The organism is Anaerolineales bacterium (assembly GCA_016928575.1).
Taxonomy (GTDB): Bacteria; Chloroflexota; Anaerolineae; order Anaerolineales; family RBG-16-64-43; genus JAFGKK01.
The window spans coordinates 1-18,978 of record JAFGKK010000089.1 but is presented as its reverse complement, the minus strand read 5'-3'; the positions used below and the strand labels follow the sequence as shown (position 1 = coordinate 18,978).

Annotated in this window: 18 protein-coding genes; 5 read left to right on the top strand and 13 right to left on the bottom strand. The window is 65.1% G+C overall.

The annotated features are described in order from the left end of the window. Nucleotides 1–143 precede the first annotated feature (143 nt). The 13 genes from uvrB to JW929_11265 all read right to left on the bottom strand — a co-directional run bounded on the left by uvrB (nucleotide 144) and on the right by JW929_11265 (nucleotide 15,571). Complete coding sequence (gene uvrB, locus JW929_11325) at nucleotides 144–2,153, bottom strand: excinuclease ABC subunit UvrB (GenBank protein MBN1439989.1); 2,010 nt, start codon at nucleotides 2,151–2,153, stop codon at nucleotides 144–146. Nucleotides 2,154–2,395: 242 nt separating this feature from the next. Further along, entirely contained in the window at nucleotides 2,396–2,938 is a 543-nt protein-coding gene (locus JW929_11320; GenBank protein MBN1439988.1) for a hypothetical protein, read from the bottom strand. Between the two features lie 141 nt (nucleotides 2,939–3,079). Beyond that, nucleotides 3,080–4,042 carry a hypothetical protein gene (locus JW929_11315; protein MBN1439987.1) on the bottom strand — a complete coding sequence of 321 codons (963 nt, stop codon included), beginning with the start codon at nucleotides 4,040–4,042 and terminating at the stop codon, nucleotides 3,080–3,082. After that, entirely contained in the window at nucleotides 4,039–5,313 is a 1,275-nt protein-coding gene (locus JW929_11310) for an MFS transporter (protein MBN1439986.1), read from the bottom strand. The genes JW929_11315 and JW929_11310 overlap by 4 nt, the downstream gene beginning before the upstream one ends. A gap of 22 nt (nucleotides 5,314–5,335) precedes the next feature. After that, nucleotides 5,336–5,914 carry a hypothetical protein gene (locus JW929_11305; protein MBN1439985.1) on the bottom strand — a complete coding sequence of 193 codons (579 nt, stop codon included), beginning with the start codon at nucleotides 5,912–5,914 and terminating at the stop codon, nucleotides 5,336–5,338. Nucleotides 5,915–6,331: 417 nt separating this feature from the next. Next, nucleotides 6,332–8,746, bottom strand: a complete 2,415-nt coding sequence (locus JW929_11300; protein ID MBN1439984.1) for a copper-translocating P-type ATPase — start codon at nucleotides 8,744–8,746, stop codon at nucleotides 6,332–6,334. 90 nt (nucleotides 8,747–8,836) lie between these two features. Further along, a complete protein-coding gene (locus tag JW929_11295) occupies nucleotides 8,837–9,046 on the bottom strand; it encodes a cation transporter (protein MBN1439983.1) in 210 nt (69 codons plus the stop codon). A gap of 77 nt (nucleotides 9,047–9,123) precedes the next feature. Next, nucleotides 9,124–9,396, bottom strand: coding sequence for a metal-sensitive transcriptional regulator (locus JW929_11290; protein ID MBN1439982.1), 273 nt, complete (start codon nucleotides 9,394–9,396; stop codon nucleotides 9,124–9,126). 326 nt (nucleotides 9,397–9,722) lie between these two features. Beyond that, nucleotides 9,723–10,130: a hypothetical protein gene (locus tag JW929_11285; GenBank protein ID MBN1439981.1), complete on the bottom strand. Its 408-nt coding sequence runs from the start codon at nucleotides 10,128–10,130 to the stop codon at nucleotides 9,723–9,725. Nucleotides 10,131–10,392: 262 nt separating this feature from the next. After that, nucleotides 10,393–10,623: a zinc ribbon domain-containing protein gene (locus JW929_11280; protein ID MBN1439980.1), complete on the bottom strand. Its 231-nt coding sequence runs from the start codon at nucleotides 10,621–10,623 to the stop codon at nucleotides 10,393–10,395. A 71-nt stretch (nucleotides 10,624–10,694) separates the two neighbouring features. Then, nucleotides 10,695–14,369 (bottom strand): GAF domain-containing protein, encoded by a 3,675-nt coding sequence (locus tag JW929_11275; protein MBN1439979.1) that lies wholly within the window; start codon nucleotides 14,367–14,369, stop codon nucleotides 10,695–10,697. Next, nucleotides 14,366–15,286: a ribonuclease Z gene (locus JW929_11270; protein ID MBN1439978.1), complete on the bottom strand. Its 921-nt coding sequence runs from the start codon at nucleotides 15,284–15,286 to the stop codon at nucleotides 14,366–14,368. Before JW929_11270 ends, JW929_11275 begins: the two co-directional genes overlap by 4 nt. Before the next feature lie 111 nt (nucleotides 15,287–15,397). Then, a complete protein-coding gene (locus JW929_11265) occupies nucleotides 15,398–15,571 on the bottom strand; it encodes a hypothetical protein (GenBank protein MBN1439977.1) in 174 nt (57 codons plus the stop codon). Between the two features lie 119 nt (nucleotides 15,572–15,690). Between JW929_11265 and JW929_11260 the strand changes: the two genes are divergently transcribed. Genes JW929_11260 through JW929_11240 form a run of 5 tightly spaced genes read left to right on the top strand, consistent with a single transcriptional unit; the run spans nucleotide 15,691 to nucleotide 18,855 of the window. After that, entirely contained in the window at nucleotides 15,691–16,065 is a 375-nt protein-coding gene (locus JW929_11260) for a helix-turn-helix transcriptional regulator (GenBank protein MBN1439976.1), read from the top strand. A 35-nt stretch (nucleotides 16,066–16,100) separates the two neighbouring features. Further along, nucleotides 16,101–17,576 carry a permease gene (locus tag JW929_11255; GenBank protein MBN1439975.1) on the top strand — a complete coding sequence of 492 codons (1,476 nt, stop codon included), beginning with the start codon at nucleotides 16,101–16,103 and terminating at the stop codon, nucleotides 17,574–17,576. Nucleotides 17,577–17,616: 40 nt separating this feature from the next. Beyond that, nucleotides 17,617–17,871, top strand: coding sequence for a TM0996/MTH895 family glutaredoxin-like protein (locus tag JW929_11250; protein ID MBN1439974.1), 255 nt, complete (start codon nucleotides 17,617–17,619; stop codon nucleotides 17,869–17,871). Then, nucleotides 17,868–18,281: a hypothetical protein gene (locus JW929_11245; GenBank protein MBN1439973.1), complete on the top strand. Its 414-nt coding sequence runs from the start codon at nucleotides 17,868–17,870 to the stop codon at nucleotides 18,279–18,281. The genes JW929_11250 and JW929_11245 overlap by 4 nt, the downstream gene beginning before the upstream one ends. 7 nt (nucleotides 18,282–18,288) lie before the next feature. Then, nucleotides 18,289–18,855 (top strand): class I SAM-dependent methyltransferase, encoded by a 567-nt coding sequence (locus JW929_11240; GenBank protein MBN1439972.1) that lies wholly within the window; start codon nucleotides 18,289–18,291, stop codon nucleotides 18,853–18,855. Nucleotides 18,856–18,978 lie beyond the last annotated feature (123 nt).

The window sequence follows — 18,978 nt, the reverse complement described above, 5'->3', positions numbered from 1 at the left end:
ATCGCGTTTACATCTCCCCAAATTCCATTCGGTGCGATATCGGATGTTAGCGGATTCCTCGAGCCCCCTCCCCTTTCCCTCCCCATATTGGGGAGGGGGTAGGAGGTGGGGTCCGGTCTTCACGATGGTCGGTTGTCGATGGTCTATGGTCGGCCCTTCCTCCCCCGGCCTACTTTCTCATCCTCCAGGAACCCGCGCAACTCGAACAACTGATCGCGCAGCGCCGCGGCCTTCTCGAATTCGAGGTTGCGGGCGGCGGTGCGCATCTCCTTATCGAGTTCGCGAGCCACGCGCTCGGCTTCCGCACGCGAGAGCCCCGCCCCCGCTTCCCCGGCTTCCCGGGATGGCTCCGGCGCGCCGGAGCGCAGGCGTTGGGTCAGGTCGCGCACCGCCTTGACGATGCTCACCGGTTCGATTCCGTGGGCTTGGTTGTACTCGACCTGGATCTTGCGCCGCCGCGCGGTCTCGTCGATCGCGCGCTGCATCGAATCGGTGACCTTTTCGGCGTACATGATCACTTTGCCCTGCACGTGGCGCGCCGCGCGGCCGATGGTCTGGATCAGCGAGGTGTCGGAGCGCAGGAAGCCTTCCTTGTCGGCGTCGAGGATCGCCACCAGCGATACCTCCGGCAGGTCGAGCCCCTCGCGCAGCAGGTTGATCCCCACCACCACGTCGTATTGCCCCAGCCGCAGGTCGCGCAGGATCTCCACCCGCTCGAAGGTCTGCACCTCCGAGTGCAGGTAGTGGACCTTGATCCCCAGCTCGGCCAGGTAATCCGCCAAGTCCTCCGCCATCCGTTTGGTCAGCGTGGTCACCAGCACCCGCTCCCCGCGGCCGGTGCGCGCGCGGATTTCGGCGATCAGGTCGTCCACCTGCCCCTGGGCCGGGCGCACTTCCAGGTCGGGGTCGAGGATCCCCGTCGGCCGGATGATCTGCTCCACCACCCGCTCGGCGCGCTCCATCTCGTAGGGTCCGGGCGTGGCCGAGGTGTAGATCGTCCGGCCCATGCGGGCTTCGAACTCCTCGAACGAAAGCGGCCGGTTGTCCAGCGCCGAAGGCAGGCGGAATCCGTAATCCACCAGGGTCTGTTTGCGTGAGCGGTCGCCGCCCGACATGCCGCGCACCTGCGGAACGGTCATGTGGCTTTCGTCGATCACCAGCAGGTAATCCGGCGGGAAGTAATCCAAGAGCACCCACGGCGGGGTGCCCGCCGCCCGCCGGTCGAAGTGGCGCGAGTAGTTTTCGATGCCCGAGCAATAGCCCACCTCGCGCAGCATCTCCAGGTCGTAGCGCGTGCGCTGTTCGAGGCGTTCGGCCTCGAGCGGTTTCTCGGCGGCTTTGAAATGGGCCACCCGCTCCGCCGCCTCGGCTTCGATATCGGCGATCGCCGCGCGCATCGATTCGCCCTCGGCGATGTAATGCCGCGCCGGGTAGATGGTGACCGAATCCGGTTCGGCGAGGATCTCCCCCGTCACCGGCTGGAGCTCGCTGATCCGCTCCAGCTCGTCGCCGAAAAACGAAAAACGGAAGACCGCTTCGGCGTAGGCCGGCATCACCTCGAGCGTGTCGCCGCGCACCCGGAAGGTGCCGAGCTTGAGCTCGGTGTCGTTGCGCTCGTAGTGAATGTCCACCAGCTGGCGCAGGAGGGTCGTCCGGCGGTAGGTTTTCCCGCGCTCGAGCGGGATGATCACCTTGCCGTAGTTCTCCGGCGAGCCGAGGCCGTAAATGCACGAGACCGAGGCGACGATCAGCACGTCGCGCCGCGAAAGCAGGGCGGTGGTCGCCGCCAGGCGTAGGCGCTCGATCTCGGCGTTTGTCTCGGTTTCCTTTTCGATGTAGAGGTCCTGGCGCGGGACGTAGGCCTCCGGCTGGTAGTAGTCGTAGTAGGAGACGAAGTACTCCACCGCGTTCTCGGGGAAGAAATCGCGGAACTCGGCGTAGAGCTGGGCGGCGAGGGTTTTATTGTGCGCGATCACCAGAGTCGGTTTTTGGATTTGCGCCACCACGTTGGCGATGGTGAAGGTTTTGCCGGTGCCTGTGGCGCCGAGCAGGACCTGGTGCTTCTCGCCCTTGCGTAGGCCGTCGATCAGCGAATCGACCGCCTGCGGCTGGTCGCCGGTGGGCTGGTAGGGGGAATGCAGTTTAAACTCCATGGCGAAGGAGGATTCTATCAAAGCGCGGAGTGTTTTCCAGAGGGGGATTTTACCCCCCGGGTTCTCTTTCCCACCGTTCCTTTCAGGACCTGGGGGACCGAGGGGGTTCTGCGACTTGCTGCACACGTACCGCCGCGATTTGCATCGGTCGGATTGGTCCGGATTGACCGAGGCGTTTTCCACAGAGACCGACGCGGCCGCAAAGACCGCGTCGGTCCGGTCGTATATTGGCGGGATCGCTGTCAAGGCATCGGCGGGAAGGTGCCCGGCGGGGCGTACCAATCCTGCGGATTGATGTTGTCCACCACCGCTCCGGCGTCCACGAAAACCGGGATCAGGCTGTGGTCAGTGCAGGAAGCCAGCAGGCCGCAAGGCACCGCTTGGGTGTAGCCGGCCGCGCTTCCGCCGGGGAGCTTGTAGGCCACAACATAGTACTCGCCGGCTCCCACGCTGAGCGCATATTCGCCTTGGCCGTCGGCCGTGGTCACGTCCGCCTCGACCTCCATCGTGGCCGTGCGGAAGGCGACGACCCGCTGGGCGGGAATGAAGTCGCTCGGGTAGCTCAGCTTGCCGCGGATTATCCCCGGCGCACTCAGGTCCGGCGGCGTCATTTGCGCCTCCAATGTTCCGGGCAGATCGGAAAGTAGCGCGGGCGCTTCGGTCAGCATGTAGCCGACGGTGCCGCCCATGGCTTCCAAAGTCCCTTGTATCCCGCCCACGTTCGGGCAGGCACAAGCCAAACCGACAAGCACAAAACCCGCCAGGATCGGAAAGAACCTGCGCATGGCGCCTCCTTTGGAAAAAAAAAGACGGGCTTGAAATTCTGCCGGGATTGTATCAGAAGGCGGCGGTCTCCATCGGCCGCGGGAGTCGGACGGGAGGATCCATCCGGATGATTTTCACACCTGACAGGTGCCGTCGACCTGTCAGGTGCGCGGCTCCGGCCGAGTCTCCGGCGCAGCGGCATGCCCACTCCGCAAGGCGGCCGCCAGCGATGCGCCGTACAAGAAAAACCCCAGCGGCGTCAGCAGGAGGTAGAAAAGGATGTTCGTCTGAATCTTCGCCCCAAGCCAGACTGCCGGGGCATACACCGCCGCCGCGGCGGTGGGAATCAGCAGCAGGGCGGCCAAAACCGGGAGGCGGGTGTGCGCCAGCGGCTCGGCCAGCAGGCTCCCCTGCGCCTCCTTCCGCCGGTTGATCCACAACGCGCAGAAGGTGAGGCCCATCAGGATCGGCAAAACGCAAAACGCAACCGGTTGTTCGATCCCCCGAAAGAGAAAGAAGAACGCCGCCAGCCCGCCCAGCGCGATCCCCTCCGGCGGATGGATCCGCGCCGGCGACCTTCGTGCCGAAAGAAAAACGCCGTAGGCGACGATCAGCGCCCCGGTCGCGACCGTCGCGAACAGGATGAATTCGGGAACGGTCGCGTGATATTCGGATTCGTTCGCGAGCCAATTGATCCCCCAGGCGCCGAAGAACAGGCCGATGCCGGCCGCGGCCGGAAGCAGGAACGCGCGGCGGCGGCTGAGGATCTCCGGCACAGCCCATAACCCGAGCGCGACGCTGATCGGCGCGTGCCAGGCCAAGCCGGTGAAGGAGATCGAGAGCGGAAGCATCTCGTAAGCGGTGCCGACGATCACGCCTTCGGTCAGCCAGCCGAACACCGCCCCCGCCAGGAAGACCGCCGCCGCGCGCCGCACGCGGAAGATCGAGATCACCGCCAGCGCCGCGTATCCGGCCAGGCAATAGGCGATGTAGGTGTTGAGGTAGTTCCCGGGCCCGTCGATCCCCGGCCGGAACCGCGCCCAAAACAGGTGCTCGGAGAAAAACATCAGGATGTACCCGGCGGAGAGGACGAGCGCCAGCCGGCGGGCGGCCGCGCGGATCAAGGCGCCTCCGCCGGAAGGCCGGCGGCGGATCGGCGAAATCCCTCCGGAACGCGGACGAGGACAAACAACGCCAGCAGGGCGAAGGCCGCACTGCTGAGGAGCAGCGCCGTGTACCCGAGGTTGCTTCCCGGGGCCGCACCGTTGAGGAAATCGATCGCCGGTCCCGTCAGACGGCTGAAGGCGCCGGCGCCGGCGGTGGCCAAGTTCGTCAGCCCGAGGAATTTGCCCGCCTCGGCCTGCGGCGCGAGGTCGGTGGCCAAGGCCCAGTTGGCGGTGATGAACACGCCGGCGCCGGCGCCGATGATCGTGCCGCACAGCAGGACCGTCTCCGCCGTTCGCGCCGGGATCATCAGCAGGCTGCCGCCGGCGACAAGGAACGCCGCGAGCACATGGAGAGGCTTGCGCCCGAACCGGTCGCACAGCCAGCCGCTGCCGAAGGCGGTGGCGGTGAGGGAAAGCGCGATCACCGCCATCAGATCCCCGGTCAGCTTCACCGGGTCCTCGGCGGGAAGGGTGTCGCGGATGAAATATTGCGAAAACGCCTGGACTCCATAGACGCCCGCCAGGAACACGAACCGCGAAACGATCAGCCAGGCGAATCCGGGGGCCGTGTCCCACTGCACGCGGAACATTCCGCCGAGCCGGACGCCGAGCGACCCGGTCGCCGCCCGCGCGCGGCTGTCTTCCTCGCGGGATCCGAGCAGGGTCATCCCGGCGGTGAAAAGCATGACCGCGGCGATGATCCCGACCGCCGGAATCCAATTCGAACCGTCCCCGCGCAGGTAACGCCCCATGATCAACGACGCGGCGATCATCCCCAGCATGTCGAGCGCGCTTTTCACCGCGCTGCCGCGGCCCATCAGCGCGGGCGGGATCCGGTCCGGAAGCAGGCCCTGCGCCGGCCCGTGCGCGGTGTTGGAGGTGAATTGCAATCCGACGTACCCGATCGCCAGCCCGGGTACGCCGCCGGCCGCCGCCAGCAGGCCGAGGAAAGCGAGGTTGCCCAGGTTGCCGAAGAGAATCAGCGGACGGCGCCTGCCCCAGCGCGAAGCCCACCGGTCGCTGACCGACCCGGAAACCGGCTGGACGACCATCGCGATCACCAAACCCGCCGCGGTCAGCACGCCGAGCACGGTGTTCTTTTGCCCGTCCGGGACGTAGAGCAGGAGGATCGCCGGCAGAAGGATCAGATGCAGGCTGTTCCATAAAAAAGAAAGGCCGAAGAAGTACGCATTGAGGGTTAAAAATTCCCAGGCGGTGACCTTGCGCATAAAGTCTCCTAACCTAACCCCCTTACCCCTTCTCCCCTTTCCCCCTTCCCTTAAGGGAAGGGGGAAAGGGGTCGGGGGATTGGAGGTTAGGTGGCAGCAGTTCCGCAATTTTCTCCATCACGATTCTATCCGTTTCCCGGTCGCGGTCCTCCGCCTCCCTGAACCCGGAAACCCGCTCTCCGGACGGCGCAAAGACCGACCCGGTCTTGAAGACCGCGTCGGTCTGAGGAAGGCGAAACGGCTCGCCGAACCGCAGGCAAAACGCGCCGTCCGTCTCATACGCCCCGACCGGGACCGGCGTGTATCCCAGCGCGGCCAGGTGTGCGATGAAGCGGCCGGCCCCTGAGGGCGGCGGCTTCAGCCGGCCGTCGGGCGAATCCATCCCCTCGGGCGCGAGCGCGATGTCGGGGCGGCTCCGCCGCGCGAGGCGGAGGATGCGCCGCACCGAATCCGCGCGCGCCCCCGCATCCTCCGGCCGCGGAGGCATCGGCGGCATGAGCGTGAAGCCGTACATCCGCGCGATCCGCGCCAGCGCCCAGCGGCTGAGCGGCGTTAGCAGGCGCGAACGCAGCGGATCCGGAAAGGTCCAGGCGGCGGTCATCGGCCAGTGCAGCCCCGGCCCGACAGCCGGGGCGGGTTCGCGCCTTTCCCCACGAAGCGGGGAGTTCGCCGCGGCAGTGAGAGCGATCGCAGTCCACCAAGCTTTGAATCCAGGTCGTGAATAGTGATTGACCAAGAAGAGAAAGGGTCTGCTCCCCGCAGGCGCGATTCCTACCACGGTGAAGGACCGGACGCCTTGGATCAACCGTGATGCGTCTGCGACGAAGGACCGCCGCCGTCCAAAAAGAAAATCCCGCAGGATTAGAAATGTAATCCGCGCGGGATACCGATATTTCGGGGGCATGGAGGAATTTTAATACAATGCGGAGGACATACCTTTTCACCGCCAAGGCGCGAAGATCGCAAAGTAATTTTATTGAACTCTCAGCGTTCTTGGCGGCTTTGCGGTGAAGAGGCTTCAGCCCCGGAACCCCCGCAACCGCAGGCTGTTGGTCACCACAAAGACCGAGGAGAACGCCATCGCGCCGGCGGCCAGCATCGGGTTGAGCAGGCCGAAGGCCGCGGCCGGGATCAGGACGACGTTGTAGAAGAAAGCCCAGAACAGGTTCTGGCGGATGGTGCGCAGGGCGCCGCGCGAAAGCCGGATCGCGCGCGAGACGCCCCGCAGGTCGCCGGAGATCAGCGTGACCGGCGCGGCGGCCATGGCGATGTCGGTCCCGGTGCCGAGGGCGATCCCGACATCGGCCTGCGCGAGCGCCGGGGCGTCGTTGATGCCGTCGCCGACCATCGCCACTTTTTCGCCTTCCGCCTGCAGGCGCGCCACTTCGGCCGCCTTGGCGTCCGGCAGCACTTCGGCCAGCACCCGCTCGATCCCCGCCGCGCGCGCCACCGCTTCGGCCGAGCGCCGGTTGTCGCCGCTGATCAGCGCCAGCTTCACGCCCGCTTGTTTCAATTCCCGGACCGCGTCGAGGGATCCTTCCTTTAATTTGTCCGCGACCGCGATCAATCCGGCCAGCCGGTCGTCCACCGCGACGAGGAACACCGTCCGCGCCGCCGCCTGCAGGCGGTCGATCTCGTCCCGCAAGGGGGCGGAGGAGATCCCGACTTCGGCGAGCATCCTTTCGTGGCCCACCCGCACCGTGCGGCCGGAAATGACGGCTTCGATCCCGCGGCCGGGATCGGCTTCGAACAATTCCGGATCTTCCAGCGTCAGCCCGAGGGCCGCCGCCGCGGCCCGGACCGCGTCGGCCAGCGGGTGCTCCGAAGGCTTTTCGGCCGATGCGGCGATCCGCAGCAGCTCATCCTTGCCTCCGGGGAACGCACCGGCAATCACATCCGTAACCTCCGGAAGTCCGCGAGTCAATGTGCCGGTCTTGTCGAACGCGACGGTCGTCACGCGGCCGGCGCTCTCCAGGGCTTCGGCGCTGCGGAAGAGGATCCCCATCTCGGCCCCCTTCCCGGTCCCGACCATCACCGCCGTCGGGGTGGCGAGGCCCATCGCGCACGGGCAGGCGATCACCAGCACCGCCACCGCGCGGATCAGCGCCGTGGTGAACGCATCCGGCGCGTTCGCCGCCAGCCCGGCCATTAACCAGGCCGCGAACACCACCGCCGCGGCGAAAATCACCGCCGGGACGAACCACTCCGAGATCTTATCCGCCAACCGCTGGATCGGCGCTTTCCCGCCCTGCGCCTCTTCGACCAAACGCATGATCTGCGCCAGGACCGTGTCCCGGCCGGTGGCGAGCGCCTTCATCTTGAAGGCCCCCCGGCGGTTGATCGTCGCGCCGATGACCCTGTCGCCCGGGCCCTTCGCGGCCGGGATTGGCTCGCCGGTGATCATCGATTCGTCCACATTCGAGCGGCCGTCGATCAGCTCCCCGTCGACCGGGACCTTTTCGCCGGGCCGGACAGCCAGGACGTCGCCCGGCTTAACCTCGTCGACCGGGATATCGCGCTCCGCTCCGTCTCGCAGGAGGCGGGCCGTCTTGGCCTGCAACGAGGCCAGCTTGCGCAGCGCGTCGCTCGTCCGGCCCTTGGCGCGCGCTTCGAGGAACTTGCCCAAAACGATGAGGGTGACGATGACCGCGGCGGTTTCGAAATAGACGTGACCCGGAAGGACACCCAGCATCACCGGGATGGAATAAAAATAGGCCGCCGATGATCCCATCGCAATCAGCACGTCCATGTTGGCCGACCCGCCGCGGACGGCCTTGACCGCCCCGGCGTAATACTGCCATCCGACCCCGAACTGCACCGGGGTGGCCAGGAAAAACAGAATCCAGTTGAACCATGGGGCCTGGCCGACGGTCGCGGGGATCAGCATGAAATCGCGCGCCATCGATAGCAGGAACAGCGGCACGGTGAACAAGACCCCCCACACGAGGCGGCGGCGCTGGTGCTCGATCTCCCTGCGGCGGGCGAGCGCCTCGGCGTCTTCGCCCGCGTCGGCCGCTTCCGCAACTTCCACCCCCGCCGCGGCGATTTCCCTGCGGATCTCGGCGGCGGCGGCCACGGTGGGGATGAATTTCACCAAAGCGCGTTCGGAAGCGAGGGAAACCTCCGCCGCAAGCACGCCGCGCAGGCCGCGCAGCCGGGTTTCCAGGCGCCGGGCCTGCCCCGGGTCGGAGAGGCGCTTGAGCGGGATCGCCTCTTCACCGAGGGCCACATCGTAGCCGGCATCCCGTATGCGCGCGACCAGCGCTTCCTGTCCGAGTGCGGCCGGGTCGTACGCTACGCTGGCCCGTTCCGATGCCAGGTTCACCTGGGCTTCGTGCACGCCGGGCAGGCGCTTGAGGCTGCGCTCGATCGTCGCCACGCAATTGGCGCAGGTCATTCCGGTGACTGGCAGGGTGACCCTTTCGTCGGCCATGGATTTCCTCGCGGAGCCTATTCGCCCTTCAAGCCCGCCTCGGCCTCAAACACGGAACACGGAACACGCCACGCGTCCGTTCCGGCGGTGTTAGATGTTCGACGGCTCGTAATCGATCTCGGTCAGCACGTCGCGGATGATCTCGAGCGCCGCCGGCGCGTCGAACTCCACCTCCACCTGCTTGGCATGCTCATCGCCGGTCACTTTTTTCACCCCGGTGATGGACATCAACTCCTTGGTGATGGTGCTGATGCAGTGATGGCAAGTGATGGACGGGATCTTGAGCGTGACGGTTTTCATGGTTTTCTCCTTATCCCGCCCCCCTATAGTCCCCCCATTTCCCTTCGAGAAATGGGGGGACGGCGATTTCCAGGGGGTCAAGAACGATTCGCCGCTTGAAATACTTCTGCAATCTCCTTGAGCACTTTCTCGCGCGCGTCCGGATCGCCGCCCCGGACGGCGGTGGTGACGCACGATTGCAGGTGGTTCTCGAGGATCCTGGACGAGAGCCGATTGAGTGCAGCCTGCACGGCCTGGATCTGGCGGATGACGTTGATGCAATACTCGTCGCGCTCGATCATCTTCGACACACCCTCGAGATGTCCGACGGCCACGCGGGCTCTCCGCAATACCTCTTCTTTTTCAGCCATTCTATATTGTCCTTACCCCACCCAGGGGGGTAGGGTATTAGAATATTAGCATTTAAATAATTAGGAGTCAATATGTCATATTAATCGATACGTGGTACGCGGGAGTCCCATGCCTCCAGCAGGCTGTTGGGAGATGGAGAGGAGGAGTGTGAGCCTGCCCCCGGGGGTTATTCGATATGTATCCCCAAGCCCGACCTCCTGCGGGGTGAGCGAAACCACCGAAAAATTCTGCGATTCCGCCCGCCCCCGGTGGGCTTGCCGGTGCAAGCTCGAGGGGTTTGGTGAGTGTACCGGGAAGTGAAGGATTTTTTAAGAATCGGAACCGGCTACGCGTCTTGTCCGAACAACTTCCGCACGGAGGTCTGCATGAGCACGATGATGGTGAAGATTCCCAGCACGGTCCCGAACGGCGTGAAGATGCAGCTGATCCCGGCCATGACCAGGCAGAAATAATAATGCCGTTTTTGGGAGAGGAAAAAGCCCGCCAGTCCCAGGCAAATCGCGAACGCCCATCCGGCGAGGATGATGATCGCCGGAATGGCGGTGAACGCCAATCCGAACAGGCCGGCTGGAAATGAATCCGGGAATTCGGAGCCGGCGAACAACGAGCCCGTCAGCATGGATATGCCGATCAGGAGGTGGAATATGGGGGTGCATGATAGCAATCCGGCGATGCCGGCAACGACGTAATGGAATATAGAGAGAATTGTGAGGTATTTGGTATCCTGTTCCATTTTTGGCTCCCTCTTGGTATAGGAATTTTTCCCCGCCTGAAAAAGTTGATCGAACCCATCCCGGCCGAAGGCCCGGGAAAGCCCGCATGCCTTCTGACCGCATCCCCAGACGAACTCGGCAAGACCGTTCGGTCCCCTGCAGACTCGATCCGGCCCGGCGGGTTGCCGGGGTTACCCGGCTGCATCCGGTTTTAATCCGACTCCTTCATGTTTGATCGGTGAAAAACCGGCTGGGAAAACGCTCCCCCCAGCGCAAAGACCTTCACCCGAGCCCGCACGAGCCGCAGGAACCGCCTGCGCAGTCCGAGCAGGAAGGCGCGTTCGTCCCGGCGACGCTTTTTCCGTCGCTTTGGGCGTGGAAAACCGACAGCTTGCGCCGGATGCGAGTGCCGCCGCAGGAAAGGCAGGCTGTCGGCGCGTCCGCCTCGTTCATCGGCCGCAGCAGTTCGAATTCGCGGCGGCAGGCTTCGCAGACATATTCGTAAAGAGGCATCGGTCATTTCTCCAACGGCCGATTGTAAACCCTCCCGAGCGGTTTTCCCAACCGGCCTTTGTCGTTCGCGTTCAGCGGGCGGGCTTCATGATCCGCAGGAAGGCCCGGACGACGACCGGGTCGAACTGCTTGCCGGAATTGCGTTCGATCTCGTCCAGGGCTTCCTTTTCCGAAAGCGCCTTGTGGTACGGGCGGTTGGTGGTGATGGCGTTGAAGGCGTCCACCACGGCGATGATCCGCGCCCCCTCGGGGATCGCCTCGCCCTTCAAACGGTCCGGATACCCGTCGCCGTCCCATCGTTCGTGGTGGTGGTAGATCCAGGGGATGATCTTGCGCAGCGGTTCGACCGGGCGCAGGATTTGGGCGCTGTGGTAGGGATGCAGATAGATGACGTTCCACTCGTCGGGGACCAGCTTCTCCGGCTTGCGCAGGATGTCGTCGGGGACGGCGATCTTGCCCACGTCGTGCAGCAGCGCCGCGAATTCCAGCATCTCCAGATCCGCCCCGTGCCAGCCGAGTTCGCGGGCCAGCTGGACCACAACCTTAGTCACGTCCTCGGAATGGCCGCGGGTGTACGGATCGCGGGCGTCGATCGCGGTAGCCAGCGAGGAGATCGTCGCCACCGAAATGGCGCGGACATCTTCGAACAGCTGGGCGTTCTCGATGGCAATCGCCGTCTGGGCGGCCAGCGCCTCACACAGCGACTGGTCGGCTTCGGAGAACCTGCGTTGCTGCTGGCGGTTGATCGCCAGCAGAACCCCCAGCACCTTCTTACCGTGGATCATCGGCACCGCCATCACGTCCCGGACCCGGAACCCGAGGGTCGCCGTTTCGTGCTCGGCTTCCTGCTTCCAGCGCGGATCGGAATTGACGTCCGCGACGATGGCCGGACGGCCCTCCAGAAACACCCAACCCACCAGCCCTTCGCCGGCGCGGTACTTCAATTCGGCCGGTCCGGAATCCGATCCTTCCCCGGAATGCTGCAGCACGAGCCGTTCCTCGACCTCGTTCCACAGAAAGACCCAGATCGCCTGGGCGTGGACGGCGGGGGGGACCGTGCGGACGATCAGGCGGACGACGTCTTCCAGATGCAGGCTGGTGGACACCGCCTGGCCGAACTCGTAGAGCGAACTCAGTTCGTGCACCCGGTGTTCCAACTGCTCGAAGAGGTTCGCCCGGTGGATCGATCCGCCGGCGATGTCGGCGGCGGCCTTCAGCAGCCTCAGCTCGTTCTCGCCGAATTGCGAACGGCTGGAGGAGGCCAGCAGCAGCACGCCCACCACCTCGTCGGCCGCGCGCAGCGGAATGCACACGGTGCAGCCGACGCCGCGCACCATCGTGCCGGAGTCGGGCGGAAAGACCAGCATCGGATCCCGCGGCAGGAACGGCGTTTGGCGGATCTCGCCGCTGGCGGCCGCCCCGCCGGTCAACCCCTCCCCGAGCGGAATCCGCCGGTCGATTACCTCCGCCGCCAGGCCTTCCGCCGCCCGGCAGACGACCTCCTGCCCGTCCACCAGGGAGATGCTGGCCGCATCCGCGCGCGCGATCTGCAGGGCCTGGTGCAGCAGCTGGGGAAGCATCTCGTGCAGGGTCATCGCGCCGCGCAGGACGCTGGAGAGCTCGTAGAGCGCGGCCACTTCCTCCAGCCTTCGTTCGGTTTCCTGCAACAGCCGCACCCGCTCGAGCGCCATCGCCGCAGTGTTGGCGAACGTCGTCAGCCCGCGGATGTCCTCCTCGGAAAAGGACCGCGGCTGGGAATAGCGGACGAACATCGTGCCGACCACCCGCCCGGACGCCCGCAGGGGCAGGCCGATCATCGCCTGCACCCCCGCGGCCGCCGTCTCCCGGGTGATCTCGGCCTGCTCGGGATCCGGCTTCTCCACGATCAGCGGCAGCCCGTCGAAATATACCCGCATCGTCAGGCCGTGCGGCCGGGGAGGCAGCTCGGACGCCGCCGTTCCGCGCCCGTCCACGGTCAGGCGCAGGACAACCTGGCCGTTCGGGTCGATCAGGGTGATGTTGACCGAATGGGCGCGGGCGGCCTTCGAAACCTTGGAGCAGATCGCCCGCGCCGTGTCGGATTGGGTCGAAAGGGAAATGATCTCCGAACCGAGCTCGTACAATCCCTCCGCCTGCTCGCGCCGGTGCAGTTCGGATTCGAACAGCTGGGCATTGTGGACTGCGCCGCCGATCTGTTGGCCGATCGATTCCAGCAGGTCCAAGTCGTCGACGGCGAAGGTGCGCTCGGCCTGGGTGAACAGCGTCAAAACCCCCAGCGATTGATCCTTGGCGATCAGCGGGGTGCAGGCCACCGTCTGGAAGCCGGATCGGAGGATCTGCTCCAGCAGGCCGTCGGCGGGAAACTCGGCCGGAACCGCCACGGAAACCTTTTTGCGCAGCGTCGCCGTCCCGATCCCGCGGTGGGAGGTGTCCACCCGGCTCAGTGCGGCGGCCAGGTCCTGCGAAAGCGCCTGTTGCACCTTCAGCCGGAGGGCGCCCTTTTCCGCCAGCAGAATCGCCCCGGCGTCCATCTTTAAGAGGTCCAGGACCCGCTCCAGCGAGATGGTCAGCACTTCTTCCAGCGCCAGGGTCTTGGAAGCCGCCCGGTCGATGGCGTACAGGGTCGAGAGGCGGTGAGTCTGCCGTTCCACCGCGGCCGAAAGCGCGCCGCTCCAATCCGCCATCTTCAAACGCATCGCATCGAACGCCCTGGCCAGCTCGGCGGTTTCGTCGCGGCCCGCGGCGCGGATCGGCGTCGAGAGGTCGCCGTCCGTCAGGCGCCGGGTGGCTTGGAGCAGCTCGCGGATCGGGCCGACGAACGCCTCCAGATAAATCCAGACGAAGAAGATCGCCGCCGCCATGATCAGGGCGCCGAAATAGACAAATTGCCAGCGCAGGGTGTTCAACAGGCCGTACACCCGGCTCTCGGGAGATACGATCACCATCCTCCAGGGAGCGTTTTCCATCGGGACGATGGCCGCGATCAGACTCTCCTCGGCCTGGATCCGATTTCGGTCCAGGCGCGTCAGGCCGGCCTCCCGCTTTTCCAGATATGGGAACAGGTAGGCGTAATTCGCCGCCGGGCGTACGGTCAGCCGGCCCTGGGAGTCGAGCTCCAGGGTGTTTCCGGCCGAATCGACGACCATGGAGTAAGCGCCCCCCGCTTCGGCCGGGCCGGCGAAGTCGCGGAAGGGGGCCGTGTCCAGATAGATCCACCCGCCGAGCCAGCAACCGTCCCCGCCCCGGGAATCCGGCACCGGCGCCAGCAGAACGGTCCGGGGCGATCCCCCTCCGTCGATGTCAAAATCGCCGGTTTGGCGGGCGCCGGTTTCAAGCGCCCGCCCGACGGCCGGGGACTTGCGGAGGGATTCGGCCGCTTGTTCGTCCAAGGCCGGTTCCGCCGCGAGCAGCGACCCGGCGCAATCCAGGAGGAACGTTCCGCCGGGAAACAGCCCGCTCGCGGCCAACGCGCTCAGGGTTTCTTCCCGGTCGGCCGGCGGATCCGCGCCGCTCCCGAGCGCATCCGCCTGATGGGTCAGGACCTGAAAGGAGGCGTCCAACCGCACGTCCAGGCTCTGCGCCGCCAGCCCGGCGGACTGCAGCTGCATCTGCTGCGCCTGGAGGGTACTGTCATCCAGCGCGTCGGACCCCAGGAAGGCGAACAGCGCCAGCAGGAGGATGACGGCGGCGACCGCCATCACCACGGTGCGAAGAACGATCGGAAAGTGGCGCAATGCGCGGATCATTTTTCCCGTGCGATCGAGAATCGGTCGAAATCCTTCACCACGGTCGTCTCCGCAAACACCGCCCGGGCTTCCTCCAAAACCTCCCGGTCGCGGTACCGCCGCGAAAGGTGGGTGAGGAACAGCCGGCGGACCCGAGCGTCGCGAGCCAGCTGCGCCGCCTGCCGGGCGGTGAGGTGGGAGAACTCGCGCGCCAGTTCCGCCTCCACGTCCAGATAGGTGGCTTCGATCACCAGCGCGTCGGCGCCGCGGCAACGTTCCAGGATATTATCCGTCCTTCCGCAGTCGCCGACAAACGCCAGCCGGGTCCCGGGCGTCAGCGGCCCGAGGACCTCGTCCGGCTCGACCGCCGAACCGTCCGGCAGCGTGACGGCCTTGCCCGCCACCAGCCTGGCGCGCAATGGGCCGGGCGGCACGCCCAGGCTTTCCGCCCTCTCGGCCAAAAACGGACGGCGCGCCTTCTCCTCGAACAGGAAGCCGAAGGTCCCGCCGCCCCGGTGGGTCACCGGAAAGGCGGAAAGCCGGAAGGTTTCATCCTCGATCAGGCACCCCGGTTCGATGGTGTGGAATTCGACCGCCACCGGAGGGCGGCCCCCCCTCAGCACCACTCCGTACAGCAGGTCGCGGATCCGCGCAAGCGCCGGCGGCCCGGCCCAGATCTCCAGCTTTTCCATCGCCTCCCAGCGCATGAAGGTGGAGAGCAGGCCGGCCAGTCCGAGGATGTGGTCCAAATGCGAATGGGTGATCAGGATTTTATCCAGCCGCTTGAACCCCAGGCCGGATTGCAGGATCTGGCGCTGGGTTCCCTCGCCGCAGTCGATCAGGAACCGGTACTCCTTGTGCAGGACCATCTGCGCGGGCAGGCCGCGCTGGATGGAGGGGGCGGAAGCGGAGGTGCCGAGGAAAACGATGTCGAACAAAGGTTGCTCCGGAGATCCAGGCTGAGTGCAAGGGGATTCTACCGCAAAGGCCATCCTGAATCCGCATCCTCGGACGTTTCCCGGACACCCTCGGACGACACTCCCCTTCCATCACATCCAGTCCGCCAGAAACGACGGGTGAAAGCCGTATAAAAAGGTTCCCGGCGGCGGCGGAATCAACCGGCACGAGCCGTGCAGGGCTACCTCCAGTACGGCCGACGCTTCCAGCAATGCGCGAAGGAAAATCGCCCCCCCGGTCCGAATCTCGCGCAGGTAAAACCTCAAACCGGCGGCCGCCGTTCCTCCCCGCGAGGAAAACCGATCCCGACTCCGCCGGGCTTCCGGCAGGTTGACACATTATTTTTTTTGAATATAATTGCTTTTAAACATTCAGGATATTGAATATGAAAAAGCCGACCGACAACGCAATCCTCCGGACAGCCAGGGTTCTGGATGCGATCGCGCCGCCCGCCCGTCTGGGAATCATCCGAGTTTTGGGCGGCGGCGAATCGTGCGTCTGCCACCTCGAAGCGCGGTTGGGAATCCGCCAGGCCGCCCTTTCCCAGCATCTGATGGCACTCCGCAAAGCCGGATTGATCAAGAACAGGCGCGACGGGCGGTTCATTTATTACCGACTTGCGGATCCGGCGCTGCTCGAGCTGATCGGTTTGGCGGCAAGGATCGCTGGGGTGAACACGGACCTTTCCGCGGCGGTCCGTGGCCCGATGCCCCAAAAATGCCATTGCCCGAATTGCGCGGATCACCCCGCGGGCGAATAACGAGATCGATTCCAAGCAACAAACATGGAGGCCCCATGGTGGAATTGTTCGGCTCCCTGCTTCGCGGCGGCTTGGGCAACCTGGCGGCCTATCTCGCCGCACATGTGCTCCTGTGCCTCGTACCGGCGTTCTACATCGCCGGCGCGATGACCGCGCTCATCCCCAAGGCGTCGGTGACGCGCTTCCTCGGACGCAACACCCCTAAGTGGATATCCTACCCGGCGGCCGCACTGGCCGGTTCGGTTTTGGCGGTTTGTTCCTGCACCATCGTCCCGCTCTTCGCCGGGATATATAAGAAGGGCGCCGGGCTCGGACCGGCGATTACCTTCCTGTTTTTTGCCCCGGCCGCCAATATCCTGGCTCTGGTGTACACCGGAGGCGTGATCGGCACCGACCTGGCTTTCGCCCGCCTGTTCCTCTCGCTCGCGTTCGGGATCGGGATCGGCCTGATCATGGCGCTGATCTTCCACAAATCGGACGTCGCCCACGACAAGGACACCGACGAAGTGTTTGCCGGACAGCGCGGCAAGGGGATGCGCCGCGCGGCGCTGGCGTTCCTGCTGATCCTGGTGGCCCTACTGCTCTCGGGCACGCTCAAGGTCGGGTTGCTGACCAATTCGTACGGACAGGCAACCCTGCCGATCCCCGGCGTGGATAAGTTCCAGGATGTCCTGTACACGCTCGTCCCCTACAACGCCGCCAAAGGCGAGGAAGGCGTCACCGCCCAGGGCGCGATCCTGATCGGGCTCCTAATCCTGGTCGGCATCGCCTCCTGGAAGGGTTTCGACAACATCCACAGCGGATTTTCCGCCTGGACGTGGGCCGCGCTCGGGTTGACCGGGCTGACGCTGCTGACCGCCGCGCTCGGCATGCAGCCGCACCTCGGCGGATTGGATATCCTCTTCACCGGGAAGTTCTTCGCGGTGCTTGCGGCTCTTGCCGTCCTCGGGTGGTTGCTGCGCAAACGGCTGAGCGAAGACGAACAGCGCGATTTCCTCTGGGAATCCTGGCGCTTCGTCAAGCAGATCTTCCCCCTGCTGGTGGTCGGCGTGTTCGCCGTCGGCATGATCCGTGTGATCATCCGTCCGGAGTGGATCGAAGCGCTGGCCGGATCGAACACGCTGCCCGGCAACCTGGCGGGAGTGATCTTCGGCGTGTTCATGTACTTCCCCACGCTGGTGGAGGTGCCGATTGCGAACATGTTCCTCAGCCTGGGAATGCACCGCGGCCCGCTGCTGGCGTACCTGATGGCCGACCCGGAGCTGAGCCTGCAGAGCATCCTGATCACCGCGGCCATCATCGGCCGACTTAAGGCCTGGGTGTACGTATTCTGGGTGGCGCTGTTCAGCATGCTGGCCGGCCTGATCTACGGCGCCTGGATCGACGGAACCGGCCTGGGCCTGCTGGCGCTTTTCCTGGCGGCATTCCTGGCCGTCCTGGCTGGGTTGCTCATTCTCATCAACCGCAGGGTCGCCCGCGTGCAGGCGGAGATCCCGGTGTCGGGAGAGTAAAATACTTCAGGCGCAAATCCATTCTTGCGGAGGAAAAAACATGCTCACCATAAAAGTTCTCGGCTCCGGCTGCGCCAATTGCAAAAAAGTGGAGGCCGTCGCCCGGCAGGCGCTCGAGGCGAAAGGCCTGCAAGCGGAGTTGACCAAGGTCACCGATATCAACAAAATAATGGAATACAACATCCTGGCCACGCCGGGGCTGGTCATCAACCAGAAGGTGGTTTGCTCCGGACGGATCCCCGGCCCGGAGGAAGTAGCCGCCTGGCTCGCCGACGCGGCGGAGGATTCCGCATGAAACGCAAGGTGTTGTTCCTTTGCACCGGCAACGCCGCCCGCTCGCAGATGGCCGAGGCGATCGTCAATTCCCGGCTCGGGGAGGTTTGGGAGGCTTTCAGCGCGGGAACCCGTCCGGCGGAAAGCGCCCGTCCGGCGGCGCTTGCGGCGTTGGCGGAAATCGGGATCCGGTACGCGGGCCGCCCGAAAATGGCGGCCGGTTCCGCGGAACGGATTTCAACCCGGTCGCCGCGTTATGCGATCACGCGGCGGGGAACAGCCCGATCCGGCGGGGGAAGGGCAATGCGCGCACCTCGGATGTCCCGATCCTGCCGCGGCGGGCGCGGACGAGGATATCGCTGCGTCCTTCCGGGATGCGCACGACGACATCCGGCACCGGATCGCCGCTTCGCTGTGTGCGGATTAGAATGACGGGAACATGCCCATCTTCGACCATTTCGGTTTTCTCGCGCCCCTGTACGATCGGATCTTCCGGCCTTCCGATCCGAAAACACTGATCGACCGCCTCGAACTGCCCGTCTCCGGCGCCCTGCTCGACGCCGGCGGAGGAACGGGGCGGATTGCGCAATTGTTTTCCGGGATGGCCGATCCGATCATTGTGGCCGACCTTTCCCATCCGATGCTGACCCAAACCCGGGGCAAGAACGGCCTCCGCCCCGTCTGCGCGCACACCGAACGACTGCCCTTTCCGGATGGCTTCTTCGACCGGATTCTGATGGTCGACGCCCTCCACCATGTGTGCGATCAGCGCCGGACCGCACTCGAACTCTGGCGGGCGCTCGCGCCGGGCGGCAGGCTGGTGATCGAGGAACCCGACTTGCGGTCCTTCGGCGTCAAGCTGCTTTCGATCGCCGAAAGGCTGGCGTTGATGCGGAGCCGGATCCTCGCCCCGCAGCAGATTGCGGATCTTTTCCGCTTTGACGGCGCGCGGGTCCGCATTGAGGCGGAAAACCATATCGTCTGGATTATTGTTGAGAAACCCTAAAACCTTTGGACAGGATGAACAGGATTTTTCAGGATTGGAGCCTGTTGCTTGGGTCCACTTTGAAAAAGCCAAAAAAGAACCCCCGTTGAATCAGGGAATTATCCTCTGAGGAAGGCGATTCTT